Below are 21,028 nucleotides of genomic sequence, written 5' to 3'. Positions count from 1 at the left end.
GTGTCAGATACGACTCAACTTAGCCGCCGAGCATTTATCGGTATCGCCGGCACGACGCTTGGTGCTGCAGCTTTCGCGGGTAATATACCCAGCATGCCACCGCTGGAACCTCCCACCAGAAATCAGCCCAACATTGATGCCGACAGCTTTACAGAAGAGCAACTAGAAACCGATGTGTTAGTCATTGGCAGCGGTATTGCTGGGCTCTTTGCGGCGGTTAAAGCCCATGATGCCGGTGCCCGAGTGTTAATGGTTTCAAAAGGCCGTTTAGGTAGCTCAGGACTCACTCCTTTCGGTAAAGGCGTTTTTAGTTATGATAAAGATAACGCCACCATGACGCCGGATGAATACCTCGCTAAAGTAGCTGATTCAGCGATTGGTACCAATAATCCGGTCTTTACTCGTCAGCTTTTAGAACATTCAGCCGACCGGGTCGCCGAGCTAAAAGAGTGGGGCTTCTTCGACTCACCGCTATGTTTTGAAAGTTTTTCCAAACCCATGCGTGAACGCCAGATTCCAACCATGGAACGCATCATGATGACCCACCTGCACAAACAGCAGGGCCGGGTTGTTGGTGCATCCGGGTTTAGTCTGGATGAAAATAAGATTTTCACTTTTTCCGCCAAGACCATCGTGCTCTGCACCGGTTCTGGCGGTTTTAAGGCCAACGGTTTCCCTTTATGTGATCTCACCCATGATGGCACTATTATGGCTTACAACATTGGCGCGAGGATCACTGGGAAGGAGTGGAATGATGGTCACCCCGCCTCGGCTAAAAACTCAGGCTCTTCTTATGATAATTGGCATGGGCAGATAGAAGAGTTACCCAGCACCACTTCAGAACAGGTTAATCACCACCTAGGCGTCGATATGAACTACAGCGCCCATGTTAATGGTGGGCCGGTGAGTATGGGGCCAGGGAATAAATCAGAAGAAAAAACAACGAATGTTCCTGCAGGCCCATACGTACCCGAAGCCTTCCGCCAAGCAGGTCCGCCGCCTGAAGCGCCAAAAACCAGAGGCCTGTCAGCCCTATTTGGTAGTGATAAACCCAAGGGCCCGCCCGGCATGGGGAGTGAATCGGTAGGTGGCTCAACAGCAGGGATGGCGATTCACAAATCTGAAGGTCTCGTGCCGATCGATGCAACTGGCTTAAGCTCTATTCCCGGTTTATGGGCGGCAGGCGATGCCTTAGGCTCCTATATGTCCGGCGGTATCTATACGCAAATCGGTAGTTCGATGGCAGGCTCGGCTATCCAAGGGGCAATCGCGGGTGAAGCGGCGGCGAAGGCGAGTCAGTCGGTGACTCCGATATCAATACCCGCAGAAAAAATAGCACAAACCAAAGCGGAGATTCTCGCGCCGTTAAAACGCGAAACGGGCTATAGTCCTGCATGGGTCACCCAAGTACTACAAAGCGTGATGATTCCTAACTTTGTGTTGTACATTAAAAAAGAGCGCATGATGCAGGCAGCGCTGGCTTATATTGAAGAACTGAAAGAACATCACGGCCCAATGCTGATGGCCGCTGACCGACATCATCTACGCCTTGCCCATGAAACCATGAATATGATCATCACGGCGGAGATGAAGCTGAAAGCATCACTCATGCGCACCGAAAGCCGCTGTAGCCATTACCGGCTGGACTATCCTGAAATTGATAACGAGCATTGGCAAGCTTGGATCAATCTTTATAAAGACGATAAAGGTGAAATGCAGCTGGAAAAACAACACTTTGATAAATGGCCTGAATTTGCCTAATTCAGGCTAGCCATTGCTAACGGGGTTTAACGCAGACTATCAAATACATCCTCGATAAGTATTTCTATCTGCTGCTGATCCTTGTTGGCACTGCTATAAACCCGTAAGCCCATCAATTGCACTTGCAGGTAACGAGCCATACTCTCAGGGGTTTTCAAACGACTGACTTCGCCCTGAACTTGAGCCTCTCGCAATAGCGCGGCTAAAGCCGCTTCAACGCTCTGCAGCAACTGTTTTGCCTCGAGCAGCAATTCGGCGTTATCGCTGGACAGCTCCGAGATCGTTTTCGCCAACATACACATGCCGCTTGGGGCCGAGATATTACACCCGGTGACTGCATCCCGAACAAAGCGTTTCAAGCCCTCCAAGGGTGAGGATGACGCCGCAACGCACTCTTGCAGTCGCTGTCGGCTCATCTGTGCATAGTGGTGCAGAGTATCCTTAAACAAACCTTCTTTACTGCCGAAGCAGGCGTAAATGCTGCCCGGCCGCATATCGATCGCTTGCTGGATATTACGCATAGACGTGGCATGAAAACCTTTTGCCCAAAACAGATCAGTCGCTTTTTCGATAGCGTCCTGACGATCATATTTTAAGTTTGTCACCGGGGTTACGACCTCTGTTGAGTATGCTGTCGATTATAACCTGAGCGGTCGTTCAACACAATCTGAGCGATCGTTCATGGCCAGCGCGCCGTACTCGCAAATGCAACCAACTGATCAACTTCATCGAGATTATCGGACTCTCCCCACTCAAAACCAACGGTCCTTAGCGCCGCGACATCACTCAAGGGCCGTTTAACAATACCGGGGGAGCTATAGTGCTCAGGGATTAGCGCTACACCCACCCCCTCTTCCACCAGCTTTAGCGCCCGATCATCCTGATTGGTCACATAAGCAATATTCAAGCGTACACCACTGGCTTTAATCAGTTGTTGAAAAACCCGCCGATACTCACAATGAGAGCGTGCAATAAAGGGTTCATTCTCTAAATCGGCGAAGCTAATCGAAGGTGATTGGCTCAGGTGATGGTCACTCGCCATTGCCACCCGGTAAGGCTCGGAAAACAAAGCCGTCGAATACTTAAATATTGGCCGACTATCAGGCCGCTCCTGTAACAATGTCAGCGCCATATCGATACGCCCAGCCTGCGCTAACTGCTCCATCTCGACATCGGTAGCATCAAACACCGTCAATCGTAAATTGGGGTTTTGCCGGCGGTATTGTTCGATTAAACGGGCAACATGGCTGATCGATAAGGTATTCACCACACCTAATCGCAACATCCGTTGCACATCATGGTGTTTCAACTCATCTTTCGCCCGGGCACACTCCTCGACAATGCGCTTCGCCCGTTTCAACAATACATGGCCCGCCGGTGTTAACACCACATTGCGCTTATTCCGGGTAAATAACTTCAACCCCAGCTCTGCTTCTAACTTTGAAATCGAAGCGGATAGCGCCGGTTGAGACACAAAAGCCCGTTTTGCCCCACGAGTAAAACTCTCTAACTCGGCTACCGCGAGAAAACAGCGCAGCTGTTGCAGCTCCATAACATAACCTCTAATTATGATAACTATAGATATAATCGATTTTATTTATCATACGAGAACGACTAGGCTTTTACTATCCCATCATCACACTCATCAGAGGCTAACGATGACCACAACCGACAGACCTATCGCACTGATTGTGGGTGCCGGCGATCATTTAGGGTCAGCAATTGCCCGACGTTTTGCCCGAGAAGGCTTTCACCTAGTCGTGACCCGTCGTCGAGGTGATCTAAACCCTTTACTCGCCGAGCTTGAGGCTCTAGGTAGTAGCGCCACCGCATTCCATTCCGATGCCCGCGACGAGCAACAGGTTATCGCGCTCGTCGAGCAAATAGAGTCTGAACTCGGTCCAATTCGGGTTGCCGTGTTTAATGTTGGCGGTAATGTGCGTTATGGCATTACCGAAACTAGCAGCCGTATCTATCGCAAAGTGTGGGAGATGTGCGCCTTTGCTGGTTTTCTTTTCGGCCGTGAACTGGCGAAAAAAATGCTGCTCCGCCAACAGGGTACGATTCTATTCACCGGCGCATCCGCCAGCGTTCGTGGTAACAGTGGTTTTGCGGCCTTTGCCGGAGGCAAACATGCACTGCGCGCCCTCGCACAGAGTATGGCCAGAGAACTGGGGCCTCAGGGGATCCATGTCGCCCATATCATTATCGACGGCCTGATAAAAAATCCAGCCACGGCGCAATACTTGCCGGACCTCTATGCCAGTAAAGGCGATGACGGCATCATCCAACCAGATGATTTAGCAGAAATATACTGGCAACTACACAACCAACCACCTAGCGCTTGGACTTTCGAACAGGATGCCCGTCCGTTCGCTGAATCCTGGTAAGCACACTAAACTAAAAAGGCAGACAACATGACTAAAACCATCGATTTTTATTATGACTATATCAGCGTAGCCTCCTACCTTGCTTGGAGCCAGCTTGAAGGACTCTGTGAACGCACCGGCGCCCAGGTTAATTACAAGCCCATCCTCTTAGGCGGCGTCTTTAAAACCAGCGAGAATATCAGCCCAATCACTATCCCCGCTAAGTGGGCTTGGGTGAAAAAAGATATGCAACGCTATGCCGATCATTATCAGGTGCCCTATCAACTCAATCCCCATTTCCCGTTCAGCACCGTGAATGCAATGCGCGGCGCCTTCTGGGCGCTCGCCAATAACGCTATTGAAGCGTACAACCAGGCGATGTTTACCGCCGCTTGGGTGGAAGGTAAAGATTTATCCTCGAAGGAGGTGCTAGCAGAGGTATTAAGCAGCGCCGGTTTTGATGCCTCCGTCGTCATGGCTGCGATTGCCGAGCCGACATGCAAAACCGCCTTAATCGACGCCACTAGCGCAGCAACCGATCGCGGCGTCTTTGGCGCACCCAGCCTATATGTTGAAGATGAGCTGTTTTTCGGCCAAGACCGGCTGGAATGGGTCGAAAAAGCCCTCTCTTAATCGCACCACTAAACAGCGCCATTATCCCTAAGGAAGTATCATGAGCACCCAAACACAACGTATCAAAGTACTCTGTGCCGGCATCCTCGGCCTGATACTGACCATGGGGATAGGCCGCTTCTCATTTACTCCGCTGCTCCCTCTCATGCAGGAACAAGCCGGGCTTGGAATAGCGGCTGGTGGCTGGTTAGCGGCGATCAATTACTTGGGGTATCTATGTGGCGCCCTCGTCACCGCAATGATCAGCAACTTAGTGTTAAGGGATCGCCTCTACCGCATCAGCTTAGTGGTCGCCTTAATCACAACGGCGGGTATGGGCTTAACTGAAAATATCTGGCTCTGGGCGCTATTTAGGTTTATTGCCGGATTAAGTTGCGCTGGTGGCATACTCTTCAGTGCCGGACTGATCCTCAACTGGTTAATGCGTCACAATTATCGTAGCGAGCTCGGCATCCATTTTTGCGGTGTCGGTCTAGGCATCGTTCTCTGCTCAATCGCGGTCGAACTGATGCATCCCTACTTCGACTGGAGCCAGCAGTGGCTCCTGCTTACACTGATCGGCACACTGGTCATCATACCCGCATGGCTTTGGTTACCTCCTGCGGACCAAACCACGCAAACCAATAGCGGCCAAGCACTGGTCGATACACCACCTAGTCAATCATTTATGCGCATATTTCAGATCGCCTACTTTTGTGCCGGTGTTGGCTATGTGATCAGCGCGACCTTTATCGTCGCCATTATCAATCGCTTACCCGGTCTAGAAGGTCAAGGAACCTGGGCTTTCCTTGTCATAGGGCTAGCCGCAACCCCCAGCGCCATCGCCTGGGATATGCTGGCACGGCGGATCGGCATATTAAATGCGCTGGTCTGCGCCAGCATACTTCAAGTCATTGGTATATTGCTGCCCGTCATCGAAGCCAACTTACTCTTCACCATGATTGGTGCAGTGCTGTTTGGTGGCACCTTTGTCGGCATGGTCTGTCTCGTACTCACCATGGCCGGGCGCTATTACCCCACCCAACCGGCAAAAATGATGGGCAAGATGACGCTATCCTTCGGTAGTGCACAGATCATCGCCCCCGCAATGGCCGGCATCTTAGCGGAGCAAAGTGGAGACTATACCCACGCGGTGTATTTAGCGGCACTGATTATGGCATTTGGCAGCCTACTTTTATGGATGCTCAAGACACGAGACCCCATGCAGCAGCCACAACTCAAAGTAGTTAGCTAAGATATAGAAGGAGGGAATGCAGATTTTAGTCGGATGCGTTAACGACGGTTATACCAATCCGACGGACGAAAAGATCGACTGCATTTTCTTTTGCCCCGCTGAAAATGAAAACTGATCCTGTGCGACTATTTTCTGGTTTGCTGAGATACGCTGCCACAGGGGCTCGTCATGATATAACCGAATAATTTCATCGCACCACTCTTCGGCCGTTTCAGCCAATAGCGTGGTTATATTATGCGTTAAACCTATTCCCTCGGCAGCCACGGAAGATAAGACCGTTGGCAAGCCATAAGCTAAAGACTCTAACACTTTACCTTTAATGCCTGCTCCAGATAGTAGTGGCGCGACAAAAATTCGATGCTGGTGATATAGATCATCGAGATTCTCAACAAAACCAATCAACCGAACATTAGCGCACGCCAACGGCTCAAAACCTTCTGGCATATGACTGCCATACACATAAAAAACAATATCTGGGGCTTTTTTTGCTAACAAGGGTATGACTTTTTCGACAAAGAAAGTAACGGCTTCAACATTAGGGGTATGCCGATAGCCGCCAAGAAACGCGATCCCCTGCCTGCTTGCAAAGGGTAACCCTTCACTTTTCTCTTCTAACACCCAAGGGCAGGTATGTATTTTTTGAGACTCTAAAAGGTGAGAAGTAATTACCGCATGCTCGGTATCATTATAAGACAGTATGGCATCTACTTTATCCATGACCGCTAATTCAGCATCCCGAGTTAACATTGCTTGCTGAATCTTTTGTGGGTCACTCAGGTTCAATGCTTCACGCAGCTCACGCAAAAAGTGTAGATCTGCGTTATTAAAGATAACCGGTAGTAAGGCGTTGATTCGTTTAAGCAGCGGTAGAACCTGCTCTGCCACACTATATCGAGTAATATAAACAGCACAGATATCATCCACATAATGATGGAGAACAGCTTCGAAGGTAGTGAAGAATGGACGGTAAACAACCTCCACCCCTAAACGCTGCAAAGACGATGCTTTATCATTGTAAGAGGCCGTCTTAGCAACAGCAAAGATCACCTCATAGCCTAATGACTGAATCAGCTTTATCTCTTGAACCGCAGCATAAGAGCCAGCATCTTCGTTGACTGAAGGCAGTGCATGATCAATCAATAAAACTCTTTTTTTCGCCTCCTGCTTAGAGCCCATAACAGATATTGTTTTATCTAACGGTGCAATTGATATCACCTTCGACTGAGGAATATAAGCAATATTTAAGCCCTTACTCCTCGTCGAGGATAAGCTATTAACATCCAATGATGTCAATGCACTAGTCTCATTGGACGAACAATCCGCATCAGCTAAAAGAGATGACCTCACACACCAAACGGACGTGACGTTACTGCTCATTTTACGGCGAAAACTGACCGCAGGATGGGAAAAACTAACCCGCTGTTCGGTACTCCAATATTGACCATTGATATCCAAAAAAGAGGCCGGTATTAATACATCACCAGTGGCTGAAATAGTCTGAACCGTCGTCACATCAGGCGAACTTGTTGACTGCTCAAAAGGCTCGATTAACTCATCAAGCCAAGAAGAAAGAACTTCTACAGGTTGGTTCACTATCACTGAATACTTACCACGAGCCAGACAGCCGAGGCGCGAATATAACGCACCAAATGACTTAAAATCTGTCACGCACAGGTAACTGCACTCAACCTGATGGCACGCCAAGCGATCAACGAGCACTGTTTTCTGCTTTGCAGTCGTAACAAAAATAAACTCGAATGCACATTCGCTGTATGAAAATATCATTGACGCAAGGGAGTGAAGAATACGGTCAACACTTGAACCGTCGGCAGCAACAATAAAGACACTCACGTCAATATTTGCCTGACGGGAATGGCTCAAACAGATATCAGCAACTTCACCGAGCAAGAAACGATATGCCGATAAAGCGCTATCTAAACGATTTTTGTCAGTGCTATTTTTACAGTGTAAATATAATGCTTCATGCCGCATTCGCTCGAGAAAAGAAGACGCCGATGAGTCGACGTGGGAAACGGCTGGTACATGAGATTCTATTAATGGTTCTAACCGTTTCGCCCGCCAAACCGGTGCAGGAAAGCCGGCAAGCTCTATAGAAAAACTGTCATTAAAGCCGTCAAGGACCCCTAAAGGAGCGGATAGCTGTATTGAATTGCTACCTTTACATAAAGTAACAGTCATTAGTGCAATACAGGCATCACCATAGCGAAGAGACAGTTGCGTTTCAGGGATGTCCTGTTCGCAACTAACGCGGTATTCAAAGCAGTGTGCATGCAGTGAGATAAACTCAAAAGTGACCAGGCCTCCTTGAGTAACCTGATACTCAGCACCACTCACCGGCTGATGGTTTTTATCTAATAACCGAATTAACTTACCGCTTACTTGATCATAAGTAAGTTCCAGGTCAATCGAAAAACCATGCTTACCACTCTCAAAGCCCTGATCAATAAGATCTGCACGATGGCAGTGTGCTATCGCATCGGTGACAATCTGGCCATCAACTTCAACAAAAAAAGGCTGTGGCTGTAACGGAGAAGAGGAGTCTAATACCCAACCCGATAAGATGCCCGATGTGAAATCATCGATAGCCCCTGTTATTGTTGCTTGGTGTTCCTGAGGAGAAGGCACAGGCAATATCCATATAGCGGCTGATCAAGCCCGTTATTTTGCAGGAAAGTGTTTAATCAGCACTTGCTCAATCGTTTTAACTCTCACCGAGAGCTCTGCAATACTCTGCATCGCAACCTGCAACTGCCCACTAACAGCGAAATCATCATTTTCAGCAGCATGATTAATCGCAATAACGTCCTGTTTTAACTTAGACAGTGTTGCATCAACATTATCAGTGAAGTCGGTGATTTCATCAGCAAACTTGGCTTTATGTAACGCTTCAGCAATGACATCAGGGTCTGCTGACAAGCTAAAGGGTTCAACTTTCGCTTTCTCCCCATCGATAAAGAGCCTGCACTCACACTCTGCACTTGGGAACTTATCTAAACGAGGAATAAGCGAGAAAGCATAATGGCCATCGCCGATGTTGGCATCTAAAAGGTCCTGACGAAAATCACCCGCCAAACCAGAAGCCACCACCACATCACCACAACGTGCCTCGACCTTTGCCCGGTAGTTCTGCTCACCTTCTTTAAACACCCAGCCTCGAATCTCGTCAACCGAAGCCTCATCGAGACTGACTTGATAACGCTCTAATCCGCTAGAAGCTACCTCTAAAGGAACCCCCTTGTGAACACAATGACCATCAATATACAGATCAACACTCGTCACCGATGACGAAACAGCGGATAAGTTAGGTACAATGGAAAAACCATACTGCCCAGAGCCAAAACCCGCTTGAAGAAGGTCTTCTCGAAAGGTATTTGCTTCCGCCGTCCATAAAACAGTATTTCCGGAACGCACTTCAATAGCGGGTGTATGGCTTTCGTTGCCTTGTTTAAATGCCCAGCCAGCAATAAGATCGGAACTCAGCACATCAAAGTGATAACGGTAGCCGTCAAGTCTATCTCGATTGTTGACTATTTTTTTTGCGAATTTTTTCAGCATAACAATTCCGGTCTATCCCTACCTTAAATCACTCACATAGACACTATAATATCAATAAAAGAAGAGCTTTAATAAAACTCTCTATAGTTTTACTCTTTATTTATCCAAGTACCATTTGCTGTGCACATGTACTTTGTCACTCTGCAGCATCTCATCCTGAGCAAACCAAGCATACTGATTATGCTGCTGTTGTGGCAAAGCATCGATAACAAGATCTAAGTGTAACCTGTAACCTAGTACCACATAATGTGTCGATATCGCGTCATCAAACACACAATCGTCGTAAAAATGCTCAAATGGGCCTAAAAAATCGGCTTGCTGACGCGCTAGCTCAATACCCAGCTCTTCTTGACACAGCCGGTGAAACGCACAGTCTAGGGTTTCATTCTTCAGGACGCGTCCACCAGGAACGAACCAAAACCCCTGAGCAGGCTTGTTATTACGTAACCCAAGAAGCACCTCGCCAGCCGCATTTTCCACAACTAAATCGATAGAAATTAACGGGGTAGATTCAATAATAGTCGTAAAAGTTGCTTGATCTAAATACATAACACGCCTAAGTAAACGAATACATGAGCTAGCGAGAAAACAACTAGCCGCGGAAGTTATCTTGATTATCTAAAAACCATTGATAGGCATCTGTTAAGCCATCTTCAAGGTTATAGCTATACTTCCAACCTAGGGATGCCAGACGATCAACATTCATCAGTTTACGTGGAGCACCATCAGGTTTAGTGGCGTCAAAGGTAATAGCACCACTAAAACCGGTAACCTTGGCAACAGTTTCAACCAACTCACGAATAGTACAGTCAACACCTGTTCCCACATTGATATGACTCAACATCGGCTCAGTATTCGCATCGTAGGTCGTTTTATCCAGCTCCATCACATGAATAGACGCCGCCGCCATATCATCGACATGCAAAAACTCTCGCATTGGCTTACCACTACCCCACGCAACCACTTCGCTATCACCACGCAACTTAGCTTCATGAAAACGGCGCAATAAAGCAGGAATAACATGGGAGTTTTCGGGGTGGAAATTATCTTGTGGACCATACAAATTAGTCGGCATCACACTACGATAATCAACACCATACTGACGGTTGTAGGATTCACACAACTTAATACCGGCAATTTTAGCAATAGCATAGGGTTCATTGGTTTCTTCCAAGGTGCCCGTTAGTAACGCTGTCTCGCGCATCGGTTGCTCAGCTAATTTAGGATAAATACAGCTCGACCCTAAAAACAGCAACTTCTTAACCCCAGCCTGATACGCTGAGTTAATAATATTGCACTCCATCATCAGGTTTTCATAAATAAACTCGGCAGGATAAGTGTTATTCGCATGGATACCACCCACCTTAGCCGCAGCAAGGTACACCTGATCGATACTCTCCTCGGAAAAAAACGCTGCGACATCGGCCTGAGAGGTTAAATCAAGTTCAGAACGCGTACGTGTGACCACTGTTACATCACCGCGGGCTTGTAACTGTCGAACAATGGCAGAACCGACCATACCACGATGGCCAGCGACAAATATTTTCTTCATAAAAACCTCTAAAAACGCTTATTACAGCAAAGAGTTCCACTACAACAGAATGCAAAAAAGCACATAACCTATTTAGCTATGTGCAATACCAGTGAAAACCTAATACGGAATCACTCTTTCGCTAAAGCAACATCAAATCCGTGCTTCTTAAGCAAAGCGTGCTGCTTAGCTTTACCAAGGTCATGTTGAACCATTTCAGCACACATCTCTTCAACCGTAATTTCGGGTACCCAACCAAGCTTTTCTTTTGCCTTAGTAGGGTCACCTAGCAGTGTTTCAACCTCTGCAGGACGGAAGTAACGAGGGTCAACCTTAACGATAACATCCCCAACAGTCACACCCGGCGCGTTATCGCCTGACACAGCGGTAACCGTAGCGATTTCGTCAATTCCTTCGCCAGAGAATTCAAGGGTAATACCCGCTTCAGCTGCAGACATACGCACAAATTCACGTACAGAGATCTGTTTACCGGTCGCAATAACAAAATCTTCAGGCTGATCCTGTTGTAACATCAACCATTGCATGCGGACATAGTCCTTCGCATGGCCCCAGTCACGCAGAGCATCCATGTTGCCTAAGTAGAGGCAGCTTTCGATACCTTGAGCAATATTGGCAATCGCACGGGTGATCTTACGAGTTACGAATGTTTCACCACGACGAGGAGATTCATGGTTAAACAAAATACCGTTACAGGCATAGATACCATAGGATTCACGGTAGTTAACCGCAATCCAGTAGGCATACATTTTAGCCACAGCATAAGGGGAACGAGGGTGAAAAGGCGTGGTTTCTTTCTGCGGAATTTCCTGCACTTCACCGTAAAGTTCTGAGGTAGACGCTTGATAAAACTTGGTTTTTTTCTCTAAACCTAAAAAACGAATCGCTTCTAAGAGTCGCAATGTGCCCATCGCATCGACATCAGCTGTGTACTCAGGCGCCTCAAAAGAAACGGCAACATGAGACTGCGCTCCCAGGTTATAAACCTCATCAGGCTCTACTTCACGCATAATACGAATCAGATTAGACGAATCCGTTAAATCACCGTAATGCAGCTTAAAGCGAGCATTTTCAATATGCACATCTTCGTAGATATGATCGACACGCTGCGTATTAAATGAGGAAGCACGACGCTTAATACCGTGAACCTCATAACCTTTTTCTAACAAAAGCTCCGCTAAATAGGAGCCATCCTGGCCGGTTACACCGGTAATAAGTGCTTTTTTCACTAACTTAAACTCCATAATGTTTTATTTTAATATCTGAAAATTCAAATTTTCTATCATCGTAGAAAACCTCAGATTTTTTTCCAATAGCAGTTAAACTACACGTAAATCTTTTAGTATTTTCTACTAATGTATCTAAGACAGGCAAAGAGCCATAAAAAATCCTACCGTTTTCTATCGTATTTTGATTGCCTGAAACTAGAATAGGTAGACATGTGTCAGAAATAGAAAGATGACGAAAATCATTATGTTTTTTAGATGAATCCAAATGAAGAGAGCCGATATGATTACCACTGCCACTCAATTTTAGACCACTCGCACCTGCATCCGCTCGAATTCTAACAACACCAATCTGAGCTTCAGAACATGCTATATTAACAGAAAAGTCATTTTCATTTCCACGTGTTTTAAAAGACTCAATCGTCCCTACAATTGTTTTATTAGAGCCTGAAAGTCTCACCCCAGCATTACGACCAGTATCGCCTTGCAAGAAACGAGCCTTTATTTTCGTGCTAACATCAATCGCAATATCATCAGAAGCATATGCATGGATAAAGTCAATATCACAAGCGCCTGAAAACCTTTCATCACTTAAAATATATACCCCTTTTTGTTTTGTATGAGATGTGATGACCTCCTTAATTAAGGAGTCATGTGGACCTGCAAAAACAAAACCGTTACCTTTAGCCCCTACAATTTCGAGTCTATCTATGTGTGACTCGGGAGAGTCCATATAAAAATCTTTTTTCCTCCCTGTAGAGAACATAAAGATAGAAAAGCATCACCAGGAGAGTTTATTATTGAAACATTATTGACTGAATAACATTTACCATACAACCCTATACTAGCCATTTTATATCGCGAAAACTTTAATTTATTATCAAGATCTTCTGGTGGATTCCAATCAGATAAGTCTATCGTTATATTAGAAATTGTAAAACGAACAGGTACACCATCTTCATAAAACCAGGATGCTTTATCTATATTCTCATCCAGTCTTTTAGTACGAATAAAAGGCCCAACAAACGATCCCACTACTTTTAGTATAGTTTGGTTTTTGCCTGCGCCAGAGATTTCTTCAAAACTATCAAGCTCTATTGGGCAATCAAGCACATGAGTACCTTCACCAAAATATATTTTTCTTGCATTTACATCATTAAATTTAAAATCTGTAATTTCAGGCCTACTAGTTTCCAAACTTAAACTATAATCAAAATTGTAAAAATCTGCCTTATAAATATCATTAACTAAAGCATAACATTCTCCGTTATAGTATTTTTCAATTTTAGATCCTGCTTTGGTAGGCGAAAATTTAATATCCTTTTGTGACGGAAATGGAACTTTAGCACCCAAAACCTTGATAAACTCATCAGCAATATCACTTAAATCTTCAAACTTCCCTATTCTATGAAATTTTACATTATCAATATCTAATAAAAGCGACTGTAGTTTCCAATGCTCATCATATATATAAATTGAATTTGAAAATTTAAGCCATTTAAGAAAGACTAAGAAAGAAACTACTGGATATTTCTTAATGTCTAAATTCTCCCTCCTGAAATCATCAATATCTTTATAAACCCTTGAGAAATGATCACTTTCATCTAATACCTTTCCAATTCGAGACTCTACTTTATTTAAATAAGCCGATAAAACTCTAGTATATGGATCACGTACAAAAGCGACTCGAGTATACTCATCACCTAATAAGTAAGGTTCTTTTTTACTGATATTAGACAAATAAATCAAACCACTTTTTTCTCTGTCGTGAGCAAAAGTTGATTCTAAATAATTTTCCGCCCCATTTAGTGAACGCATAATCCCTTTCCAATTGCTGCATGCCACTTTAGGAATATATGAAAATATCACTTTATTCTTTTCATTCACGATAAAATTTGAATACAAAACACTCATCAAAAATCCTCTCCACTCATCTCAATAGATGAATAATTTTCTGAAATACGCATCGCAATCTCACTAAAAGAACTCCATGAACTACCAAGCAACTTGCTGCATCTACTTAAAATAAGCACATCTGCCAGTGCGTAGATAATCTGCTCTTTTGATCGATCAAATACATTGCGTTTTAAGTATACCAGCCGATCACCATAGTATTTTTGGAATATATCATAGGTTTCTTGAAGGTCTGTGGCCACAAATAGTTGTACATCACTATCCTCTTCAATTAATTGGTCTATGCGTTTCAAAAAGGCAGAGTAGTGGCTTTTCTCACGCCAGTAGTGAAGCTTGTCATGGCCTTCTTGCGTCCAATTTTCTACTGAGTCATATGTATTATGATCAAGCCCTTCACCCGCCTCCATACGAATATGAGCGGCTATGTATCCATCAACTTCGAACTCCTCTATCAAACTTTGTACTTCTTTAGAAGGCGTCAAAGATTTAATAAATTCATTTTCTGCCTCCCAATGGCTAGCTGTATGGACAAAGGTATAGGCGGCTCTGAGATAAAGGTCTTGTCCTTGAGTTGGTGTTACCGGTTTATCTTTACAAGCTCCAGGCTCAATCTCCATATAGTTATAAACATCCATATATTGATAGGCTTCACTTGTGAAGGATTGTGAAATAACAAGGCCACTGTAGTCAAAAAGATCACTAAATTCACACTCACAATGATGATCAGCTTGCCATACAATCACTAATTCACGTCCTAATGATTTTGCAATGGCTGCTGCTGAGCCAATTGCACGAAGTCTATTCCCTAAACCATGCTGTGCATCAACATACACCATAGGCTTAGAGTGTGCATTAAAGGCTTCATTAAATTCATGTACGGTAACCGATTTAAGATTACCTAGATCAACCTCATAGCCTAGCTTATATTGATAATTAACAATCTCTTCGATTATATTAAATGGAGCTATGATCATCTCTACGTATTGCCCATAATGCCCTACTCGTTTATGTTCAAACACTGAGCCAACTGCAAACGTATAAATATTACGATGTACTTTTTCTGCTGATTTCAGCTTATCCTCTATAAACTCATCATAACTTCCGTATATTCCACTATAAAAAACACCTTTGTCAATCAGCGCATTTTCTGTGACAGAAAAATTAACTTTATTAAGATATTCTTGATAAACAAAATCTGCCAGATCAATCTGATTTGTCGATTTTGATATAATTTCAGGCTTTCGATTCCATAAATAATGTAAAGAAGCATAGTTGTTTGCATTTTCTAGTATATGAGGAGCTAGTGATATATGTTGACTAACACGACTAAGCTCATAATAAGTATCATCGACTCTATTTAACTTATAATTTTGTAGTCGATCGATATTCCAGTAGTCTGTATTTCTACCAATAAATTTATTTTTATGATTATTAAACTCCGTAGATTTTATAACACCTAAGAAATTTTCATTTATAATACTTTGATGTGCCGTACGCTCCTCCTCTTTCTGCTCTAAGTGAACAAGAGAGTTAAATTTTAGATATACTGTTTCTAACCCACACTGCGTAGACAATCTTTCATAAAGATCAGAATCATCCCAACCATAAGTTCGAATTAGTTCATTATAATAACCAATTGACTTTAAGTTATCTTTATAGGCACCAAAAGAACCATTAACATAAACTTGAGAATCAAGGCCTTCATCAATAGCAAGTTTCCAGAAGCCTCTTATATATTGATTACTTTTTATATTATTTAGCTCTAAAAAGTCAGACTGAACAGAAATATCAGCATCAAACTTATAAATCTTGGAATATTTAGCAAAGCGTAAACCAACATTAAAGCCGTAAGTTAAAATCCATTTATCTTCATCGTTTACGCGTAACACTTTGATTCTAGGATCATCGAAGTGCTTAATACTTTCGAGAACGGGTATATCTGAAGACCAATCAACAATAATTATTTCATCAACATCTAATTTAATCCAAGTTTCCAGTGACTTAACTAGATTCTCATTACGATTCATACAACAACTAACTATACTGATACCAGGCAATATTTCTTGGTGATCAACATCATAAAATTCATTTATTTTATGGTTAGTATCAGCAGGTAATATGGAAAACTCTTTTGGAATTCGACTTAATAGTGCTTGATAAAGAGCGGTAGCGCTTTGACTAAAATTTTCCGTCTTTAGACTTTGAATTTTACTATTAGCGAGCTGATAGTTCTCATCATCAATCGCTGTTTTTATTAAACTAAATTTTTTATATAACATAAACTTAACCGATACCTAAGATTGACGAAATAGTTTTATAATGAGAAGACTTAACCATATCTCTGGATAAATTATCAACTCGATCTCTTTTACTTATAACATCAGCACTTCTCCCGCTATCTCCAGTGACTTTAAAACAACTAAAAATATCTTCAAAACTATCATCGAAAGTCAAAACTAAGCGTTCAGCTATTTTTTTAGTGATGTCTTGAGGTTGCGCAACAAATTCCTCATACATAAAAATTTGATCTGATTCAAACCGCTCAAGCATAACGAGAATACGTCGGCAGTACTCATCAAAATCCCCAGGTGAAAAGTGTACCCAACCGTTTTTGATCAGTGAATTATACGAATCAATAGGATCTCGAATAGTCAATATAGACTCAACATTATAATCGTCTTCAAGCAAGCTCACTAAAGTGCTTTTCTCTGGTATCTCAACATTTGTGCAGTAATCTGCGTGAGTGTGATCTCTTAGAACCAAAACCCCGCCACGCTTTTCAACATGCTCATAAATAGTATCAATAGACTGTTTAAATAACTGACCTGCTAATTCCTTATGCTGCGGTACACCACCATAATGACTAAGTGATATTAAATCCGTTGGTGAATATTTAGGCTTTTCTTTATCAAGCCCCAATTCAGTAAAAGGGTGAACCTCACTTAACAGATACACATTTGGCAGTGCAGATAAACACTTTGAAATTAAACTTCCACCACTGCAGGCCAAATGATGAATAATGCGGATAGTGGGTTTTTCCTCCTCATATTCTTTGCATACAGCTTCACAACGGGATAATAAAGATTGAGTATCTACTAATCCTTCAAAAGAAGTAGGGACATTAATGTCATTTAGCTCAAACGTATCTGTTTGCTCTATCAGTGCCACGGCACCGTCAATTTGTTGCTTAAAAAGCTCAAAACTAGAAGGCATGTTATAACACCTCAGTATTACTTTGTGAGGCTAACAATTCCGGGTGCTCTTTTTGCAGCTGAAAGTAGTATTTAGACGCTAACGTGAGCTTTTCTTTAAGCTCCTTAACCAAGCTGATTAACTCTTGCTCTGACGTGACTTTAACCGCGTACTTTTCTCTCAGATCATCTAGGTCTATTTGGGCTTTTGCCAACATTTTCTGACCAAGACTAGCCGACCGTTTCATCTCCTTTAGATCTACTTTTAGCTCTTTACTTTCTTCTTCAAAGTTCAGTTGCGCTTGTTCTAGCTGTACCTTGAGGCTTTCGGCCAATTTTTTGTGATTTTGGTATTGCCCGGCTTGCTCATCACACTGCTGAGTGCGTTCGGCTAATTGAGCCTCCAACTGTTTAGTCTTAGCTGTTGCTTCAGTAACTTGTGCAGATAGTTCGGCTTTTTGCTTATCTGCTTCTGCCTGTTGCTGAGCTAGTTTAACTTTATCTTCTTCTAGCGCTTGTTGGCTTGTACTAAGACTTGCCGTCAACGATTCACGTTCAGCGCTCACTTGATCTAACTGGGCCTTTAAGCTTTCCGCTTGTGCCTTATGCTCTTCTCGCTGCTTGTTTTGCTCATCACGCTGCTGAATACACTTGTCTAACTCACCTTGTTTGTTGTTCAACCTAGCCTGGTTTTCTTCTAGAGCCTTTTGCGCATCAGTCAGAGCCGCTTGTACTGCTGTATGCTCAGCCTTTTGCTTTTCTAGCTCGGCTTGTAGAGTATTGAGTTGCGACTCTTTTTCTTCTAATACGGCTTGTGTTTCTTCTAGCTTACCCATTTTCTCAGCAATGGCGTTGCCGTGTTCTGATTGAACTTTTTCAAGTTGGACTTTTAGGCTTTCTGCCCACTGTTTGTTTTTCTGTTGGTATTCAGCTTGCTGGTCACGCTGTTGTGTTCGTTCGGCTAATTGGGCTTCAAACTGCTTAGCCTTAGCCGCTGCTTCAGCAACTTGTACCGACAGTTCCGCTTTATGCTTATCAGCTTCTGCTTGTTGATGCGCTAGTTTAGTTTTACTTTCTTCTAACTCTTGTTCTCTGGTATTAAGGCTGGCTACCAACGATTCACGTTCAGCGCTCACTTCCTCTAACTGAGCCTTAAAGCTTTCTGCTCGCTTCTTATACTCTTGATGATGCTTGTTTTGCTCATCACGCTGCTGAGTGCGTTCGGCTAATTGAGCTTCCAGCAGCTTAGCCTTAGCGTCTGCTTCGGCAACTTGTGCCGACAGTTCCGCATTTTGCTTATCCGCTTCCGCCTGTTGGTGATTAAGGCTAGCAGTTAGCGATTCACATTCAGCACTTACTTGGTCTAACTGGGACTTAATGCTTTCCGCTTGTGCCTTATGCTCTTGTCGCTGCTTGTTTTGCTCATCACGTTGCTGAGTGCGTTCGGCTAATTGAACTTCCAACTGCTTAGTCTTAGCTGTTGCTTCAGTAACTTGTGCCGATAGTTCCGCTTGTCGCTTCTCAGTTTCTGCCTGTTGCTGCGCCTGCTTGCCTTCACTATCTTCAAGTGTATGTTTCTGTGCTTTAAGACTGGCTACTAATGATTCACGCTCAGCACTCAACTGATCAAACTGAACTTTTAACGCTTGATTAGCACTTACCGTCTGATGAAGCTCATCTTGTATCCTAGCGGTCTGTTTTAAAAACAAATCATCTCTTTTAAATACTAAGTTTGTAAAAATTGTATTTTCTGGCTTAATATCTTCAAAATAAAAGCCTAACGGCCTCAATAAAGCTTTTAACTGCCTATCAATATGACTATCTTGTGTATATATTCCTTGAGTTTCTATTTGAATAATCAATGTAGAAAACTGAGTGATAGCTTCCACAGCCGTACTTTCTAAACATTCACGCTCTAAACCATTAATGTTTAGGATCAAGACATTATTCTCATCTTTAGACAGTTGAGTCTGTTCGATAAGGTTAGATAATCCGATTGTTTTAATTGGCTGAACCGCTTTAACTTGACTATTTTTTAATATATGCCGAAGATTTATCTCTTGCTTTAACGAACTATATTTTTCAGGCTGCATAACAGTGAAATCAGCGCTACCTGTTACTGAACTTAAAGCGGCATGTATCACTTCTACTTTTTTACCACCGTACCTTTTTTCACGTCTTTTCGCCGTGACCGCTATGGGCTCTATCAGCTTAAGTGATTTGAAATCTAAAGCCAGTAACCATTCTAATGTCGAGGCTTTACCGACACCCGCATATATAATTTGCCCGAGCGTACCGTTTAAATAAGTATTGATTAACTGTTTCACGTTAGTTGCCTCTCGTAGTGGTTAATTTTTCTACTAGCCACTCACCTAAATCTGAAAATAATCTTTGTGAATATTCACTACCATCATGTATTTCAATATTTTTATGTTTAATATATTTAATGTTATCGCTTAAACATTGCGTTAATTGCTTTATATTTTTACATTCGTAATAATTACAATCTAATCTTTTGGCTTCTCTGTTTAACCAGGTATTGGTCATTAAATATAAATTAACTTTATATGCAGCGGCCAACCATAACACGCCAGAACTCTGATACCGATAAGCTGACTCATCATAATTGAGTACTATATGAGCGGTATTAAGCCATAACTGATGCATCTCTTCAGCACTTAAGAAATGCCTATATAAAGCAACTCTACTGTCTTTTTTCTGCAGTGTTAAAAGTGCTGCATCAGCATCTGCTAGTTCTTTACTATCATTCGTAATGGTATATTGTATTACAAACTGGCTATTAGGATCAGAGATGGTTTCCATCAATTGTTTAAGTAAGTTAGGCAACACTAAAAAACCTTTATTTTGCTTTGCATCACCAATATAAATTAAGATTTTATTTTTAGTATTTCTATTATCGTTAATCTCTTCAATATATTGAGCTGATAATAAACCACAAGGATGCCAATCTATCACTTGGGCAAGCATCGCTTGATAATTTTTTGTCAGCTCATATTCAGCCGCATGTAATGACACATTAGAAAGTTTAGATAATGCGCTAAAACCAAGGTGGAATTTCAAGTATCGACTTTTATCTATATCACCATAATCACCCATAAAGGAAGGGTTATACATTAAGCAAACAATATGTTGATGATTCTGGCCACCTCTTTTTTGATATAAACCGATAGCTAAAGAAAGTGCTGAAGCATGCTCCCAATTTAGTGTGTGATATAAAAAAGTAACTGTTTTACATTCGAAACAGCACATTGCCTGATAATATTCGTTCGCTAGTGTCTTTATATAATGATTGTAATATGAAAGTTTTTCATTAGTATAAAAATAATGATAAAAGTCACTTTTAAAAAAGGGTATTATATTGACTTTATTTTTAGTCAGTCTAACGCGCAAATCTTCACCGCACTCTTGGTTCGCATATACGGTAATTTTTATATTTTTTTGTGCTATTGCAGAGGAAGACCCAAGCTCTTCTATCATGGCAGGATGATGTCCACCAAACTCTCTTAAGCCCGGATCAAGAATAACCAGTTCTTGCTTAACACTTGTATTCATCA

At 42.9% G+C, this 21,028-nt stretch carries 17 protein-coding genes; 4 read left to right on the top strand and 13 right to left on the bottom strand.

What is annotated here, in order from left to right; genetic code table 11:
* On the top strand, window positions 1-1,761 hold the full coding sequence (locus AC0L4K_RS19830) for an FAD-binding protein (protein WP_473267646.1): 1,761 nt from the start codon (window positions 1-3) through the stop codon (window positions 1,759-1,761).
* 26 nt (window positions 1,762-1,787) lie between these two features.
* Here AC0L4K_RS19830 and AC0L4K_RS19825 read toward each other — a convergent pair whose 3' ends face one another.
* Window positions 1,788-2,366 carry a TetR/AcrR family transcriptional regulator gene (locus AC0L4K_RS19825; protein ID WP_417225879.1) on the bottom strand — a complete coding sequence of 193 codons (579 nt, stop codon included), beginning with the start codon at window positions 2,364-2,366 and terminating at the stop codon, window positions 1,788-1,790.
* A gap of 74 nt (window positions 2,367-2,440) precedes the next feature.
* Window positions 2,441-3,313 (bottom strand): LysR family transcriptional regulator, encoded by an 873-nt coding sequence (locus tag AC0L4K_RS19820; RefSeq protein WP_473267645.1) that lies wholly within the window; start codon window positions 3,311-3,313, stop codon window positions 2,441-2,443.
* Window positions 3,314-3,419: 106 nt separating this feature from the next.
* On the opposite strand from AC0L4K_RS19820, the gene AC0L4K_RS19815 reads away from it, so the two are divergent.
* The 3 genes from AC0L4K_RS19815 to AC0L4K_RS19805 are packed head-to-tail and all read left to right on the top strand — an operon-like array spanning window position 3,420 to window position 5,997.
* Window positions 3,420-4,151 (top strand): SDR family oxidoreductase, encoded by a 732-nt coding sequence (locus AC0L4K_RS19815; protein WP_473267644.1) that lies wholly within the window; start codon window positions 3,420-3,422, stop codon window positions 4,149-4,151.
* 27 nt (window positions 4,152-4,178) lie between these two features.
* On the top strand, window positions 4,179-4,763 hold the full coding sequence (locus tag AC0L4K_RS19810; protein ID WP_417225873.1) for a 2-hydroxychromene-2-carboxylate isomerase: 585 nt from the start codon (window positions 4,179-4,181) through the stop codon (window positions 4,761-4,763).
* A 40-nt stretch (window positions 4,764-4,803) separates the two neighbouring features.
* The gene (locus AC0L4K_RS19805) at window positions 4,804-5,997 is read left to right on the top strand and encodes a YbfB/YjiJ family MFS transporter (RefSeq protein WP_473267643.1); all 1,194 of its coding nucleotides are present in this window, start codon (window positions 4,804-4,806) and stop codon (window positions 5,995-5,997) included.
* Between the two features lie 48 nt (window positions 5,998-6,045).
* On the opposite strand, the gene AC0L4K_RS19800 is transcribed toward AC0L4K_RS19805, so the two are convergent.
* The 11 genes from AC0L4K_RS19800 to AC0L4K_RS19750 form a co-directional block, all read right to left on the bottom strand.
* On the bottom strand, window positions 6,046-8,352 hold the full coding sequence (locus tag AC0L4K_RS19800; RefSeq protein WP_473267642.1) for a glycosyltransferase: 2,307 nt from the start codon (window positions 8,350-8,352) through the stop codon (window positions 6,046-6,048).
* 324 nt (window positions 8,353-8,676) lie between these two features.
* On the bottom strand, window positions 8,677-9,573 hold the full coding sequence (locus tag AC0L4K_RS19795; RefSeq protein WP_473267641.1) for a hypothetical protein: 897 nt from the start codon (window positions 9,571-9,573) through the stop codon (window positions 8,677-8,679).
* Window positions 9,574-9,669: 96 nt separating this feature from the next.
* Window positions 9,670-10,122: a GDP-mannose mannosyl hydrolase gene (locus tag AC0L4K_RS19790; protein ID WP_473267640.1), complete on the bottom strand. Its 453-nt coding sequence runs from the start codon at window positions 10,120-10,122 to the stop codon at window positions 9,670-9,672.
* A gap of 43 nt (window positions 10,123-10,165) precedes the next feature.
* Window positions 10,166-11,125 (bottom strand): GDP-L-fucose synthase, encoded by a 960-nt coding sequence (gene fcl, locus AC0L4K_RS19785; protein WP_417225864.1) that lies wholly within the window; start codon window positions 11,123-11,125, stop codon window positions 10,166-10,168.
* Window positions 11,126-11,235: 110 nt separating this feature from the next.
* Window positions 11,236-12,351, bottom strand: a complete 1,116-nt coding sequence (gmd, locus tag AC0L4K_RS19780; protein ID WP_473267639.1) for a GDP-mannose 4,6-dehydratase — start codon at window positions 12,349-12,351, stop codon at window positions 11,236-11,238.
* Window positions 12,352-12,355: 4 nt separating this feature from the next.
* A complete protein-coding gene (locus AC0L4K_RS19775) occupies window positions 12,356-13,081 on the bottom strand; it encodes a hypothetical protein (RefSeq protein ID WP_473267637.1) in 726 nt (241 codons plus the stop codon).
* Entirely contained in the window at window positions 13,057-14,262 is a 1,206-nt protein-coding gene (locus tag AC0L4K_RS19770) for a sulfotransferase family 2 domain-containing protein (protein WP_473267636.1), read from the bottom strand. Before AC0L4K_RS19770 ends, AC0L4K_RS19775 begins: the two co-directional genes overlap by 25 nt.
* Window positions 14,262-16,541, bottom strand: a complete 2,280-nt coding sequence (locus tag AC0L4K_RS19765) for a hypothetical protein (protein ID WP_473267635.1) — start codon at window positions 16,539-16,541, stop codon at window positions 14,262-14,264. The genes AC0L4K_RS19770 and AC0L4K_RS19765 overlap by 1 nt, the downstream gene beginning before the upstream one ends.
* Window positions 16,542-16,545: 4 nt before the next feature.
* Window positions 16,546-17,475, bottom strand: coding sequence for a hypothetical protein (locus AC0L4K_RS19760; RefSeq protein WP_473267634.1), 930 nt, complete (start codon window positions 17,473-17,475; stop codon window positions 16,546-16,548).
* Between the two features lies 1 nt (window position 17,476).
* Complete coding sequence (locus AC0L4K_RS19755) at window positions 17,477-19,780, bottom strand: hypothetical protein (RefSeq protein WP_473267633.1); 2,304 nt, start codon at window positions 19,778-19,780, stop codon at window positions 17,477-17,479.
* Window position 19,781: 1 nt separating this feature from the next.
* On the bottom strand, window positions 19,782-21,026 hold the full coding sequence (locus AC0L4K_RS19750) for a hypothetical protein (RefSeq protein WP_473267632.1): 1,245 nt from the start codon (window positions 21,024-21,026) through the stop codon (window positions 19,782-19,784).
* Window positions 21,027-21,028: the final 2 nt, after the last annotated feature.

Source organism: Amphritea sp. GJ51-11 (genome assembly GCF_055808735.1).
Note: the sequence above shows the minus strand (reverse complement) of the source record. Positions and strands in the feature narration are given on the sequence as shown.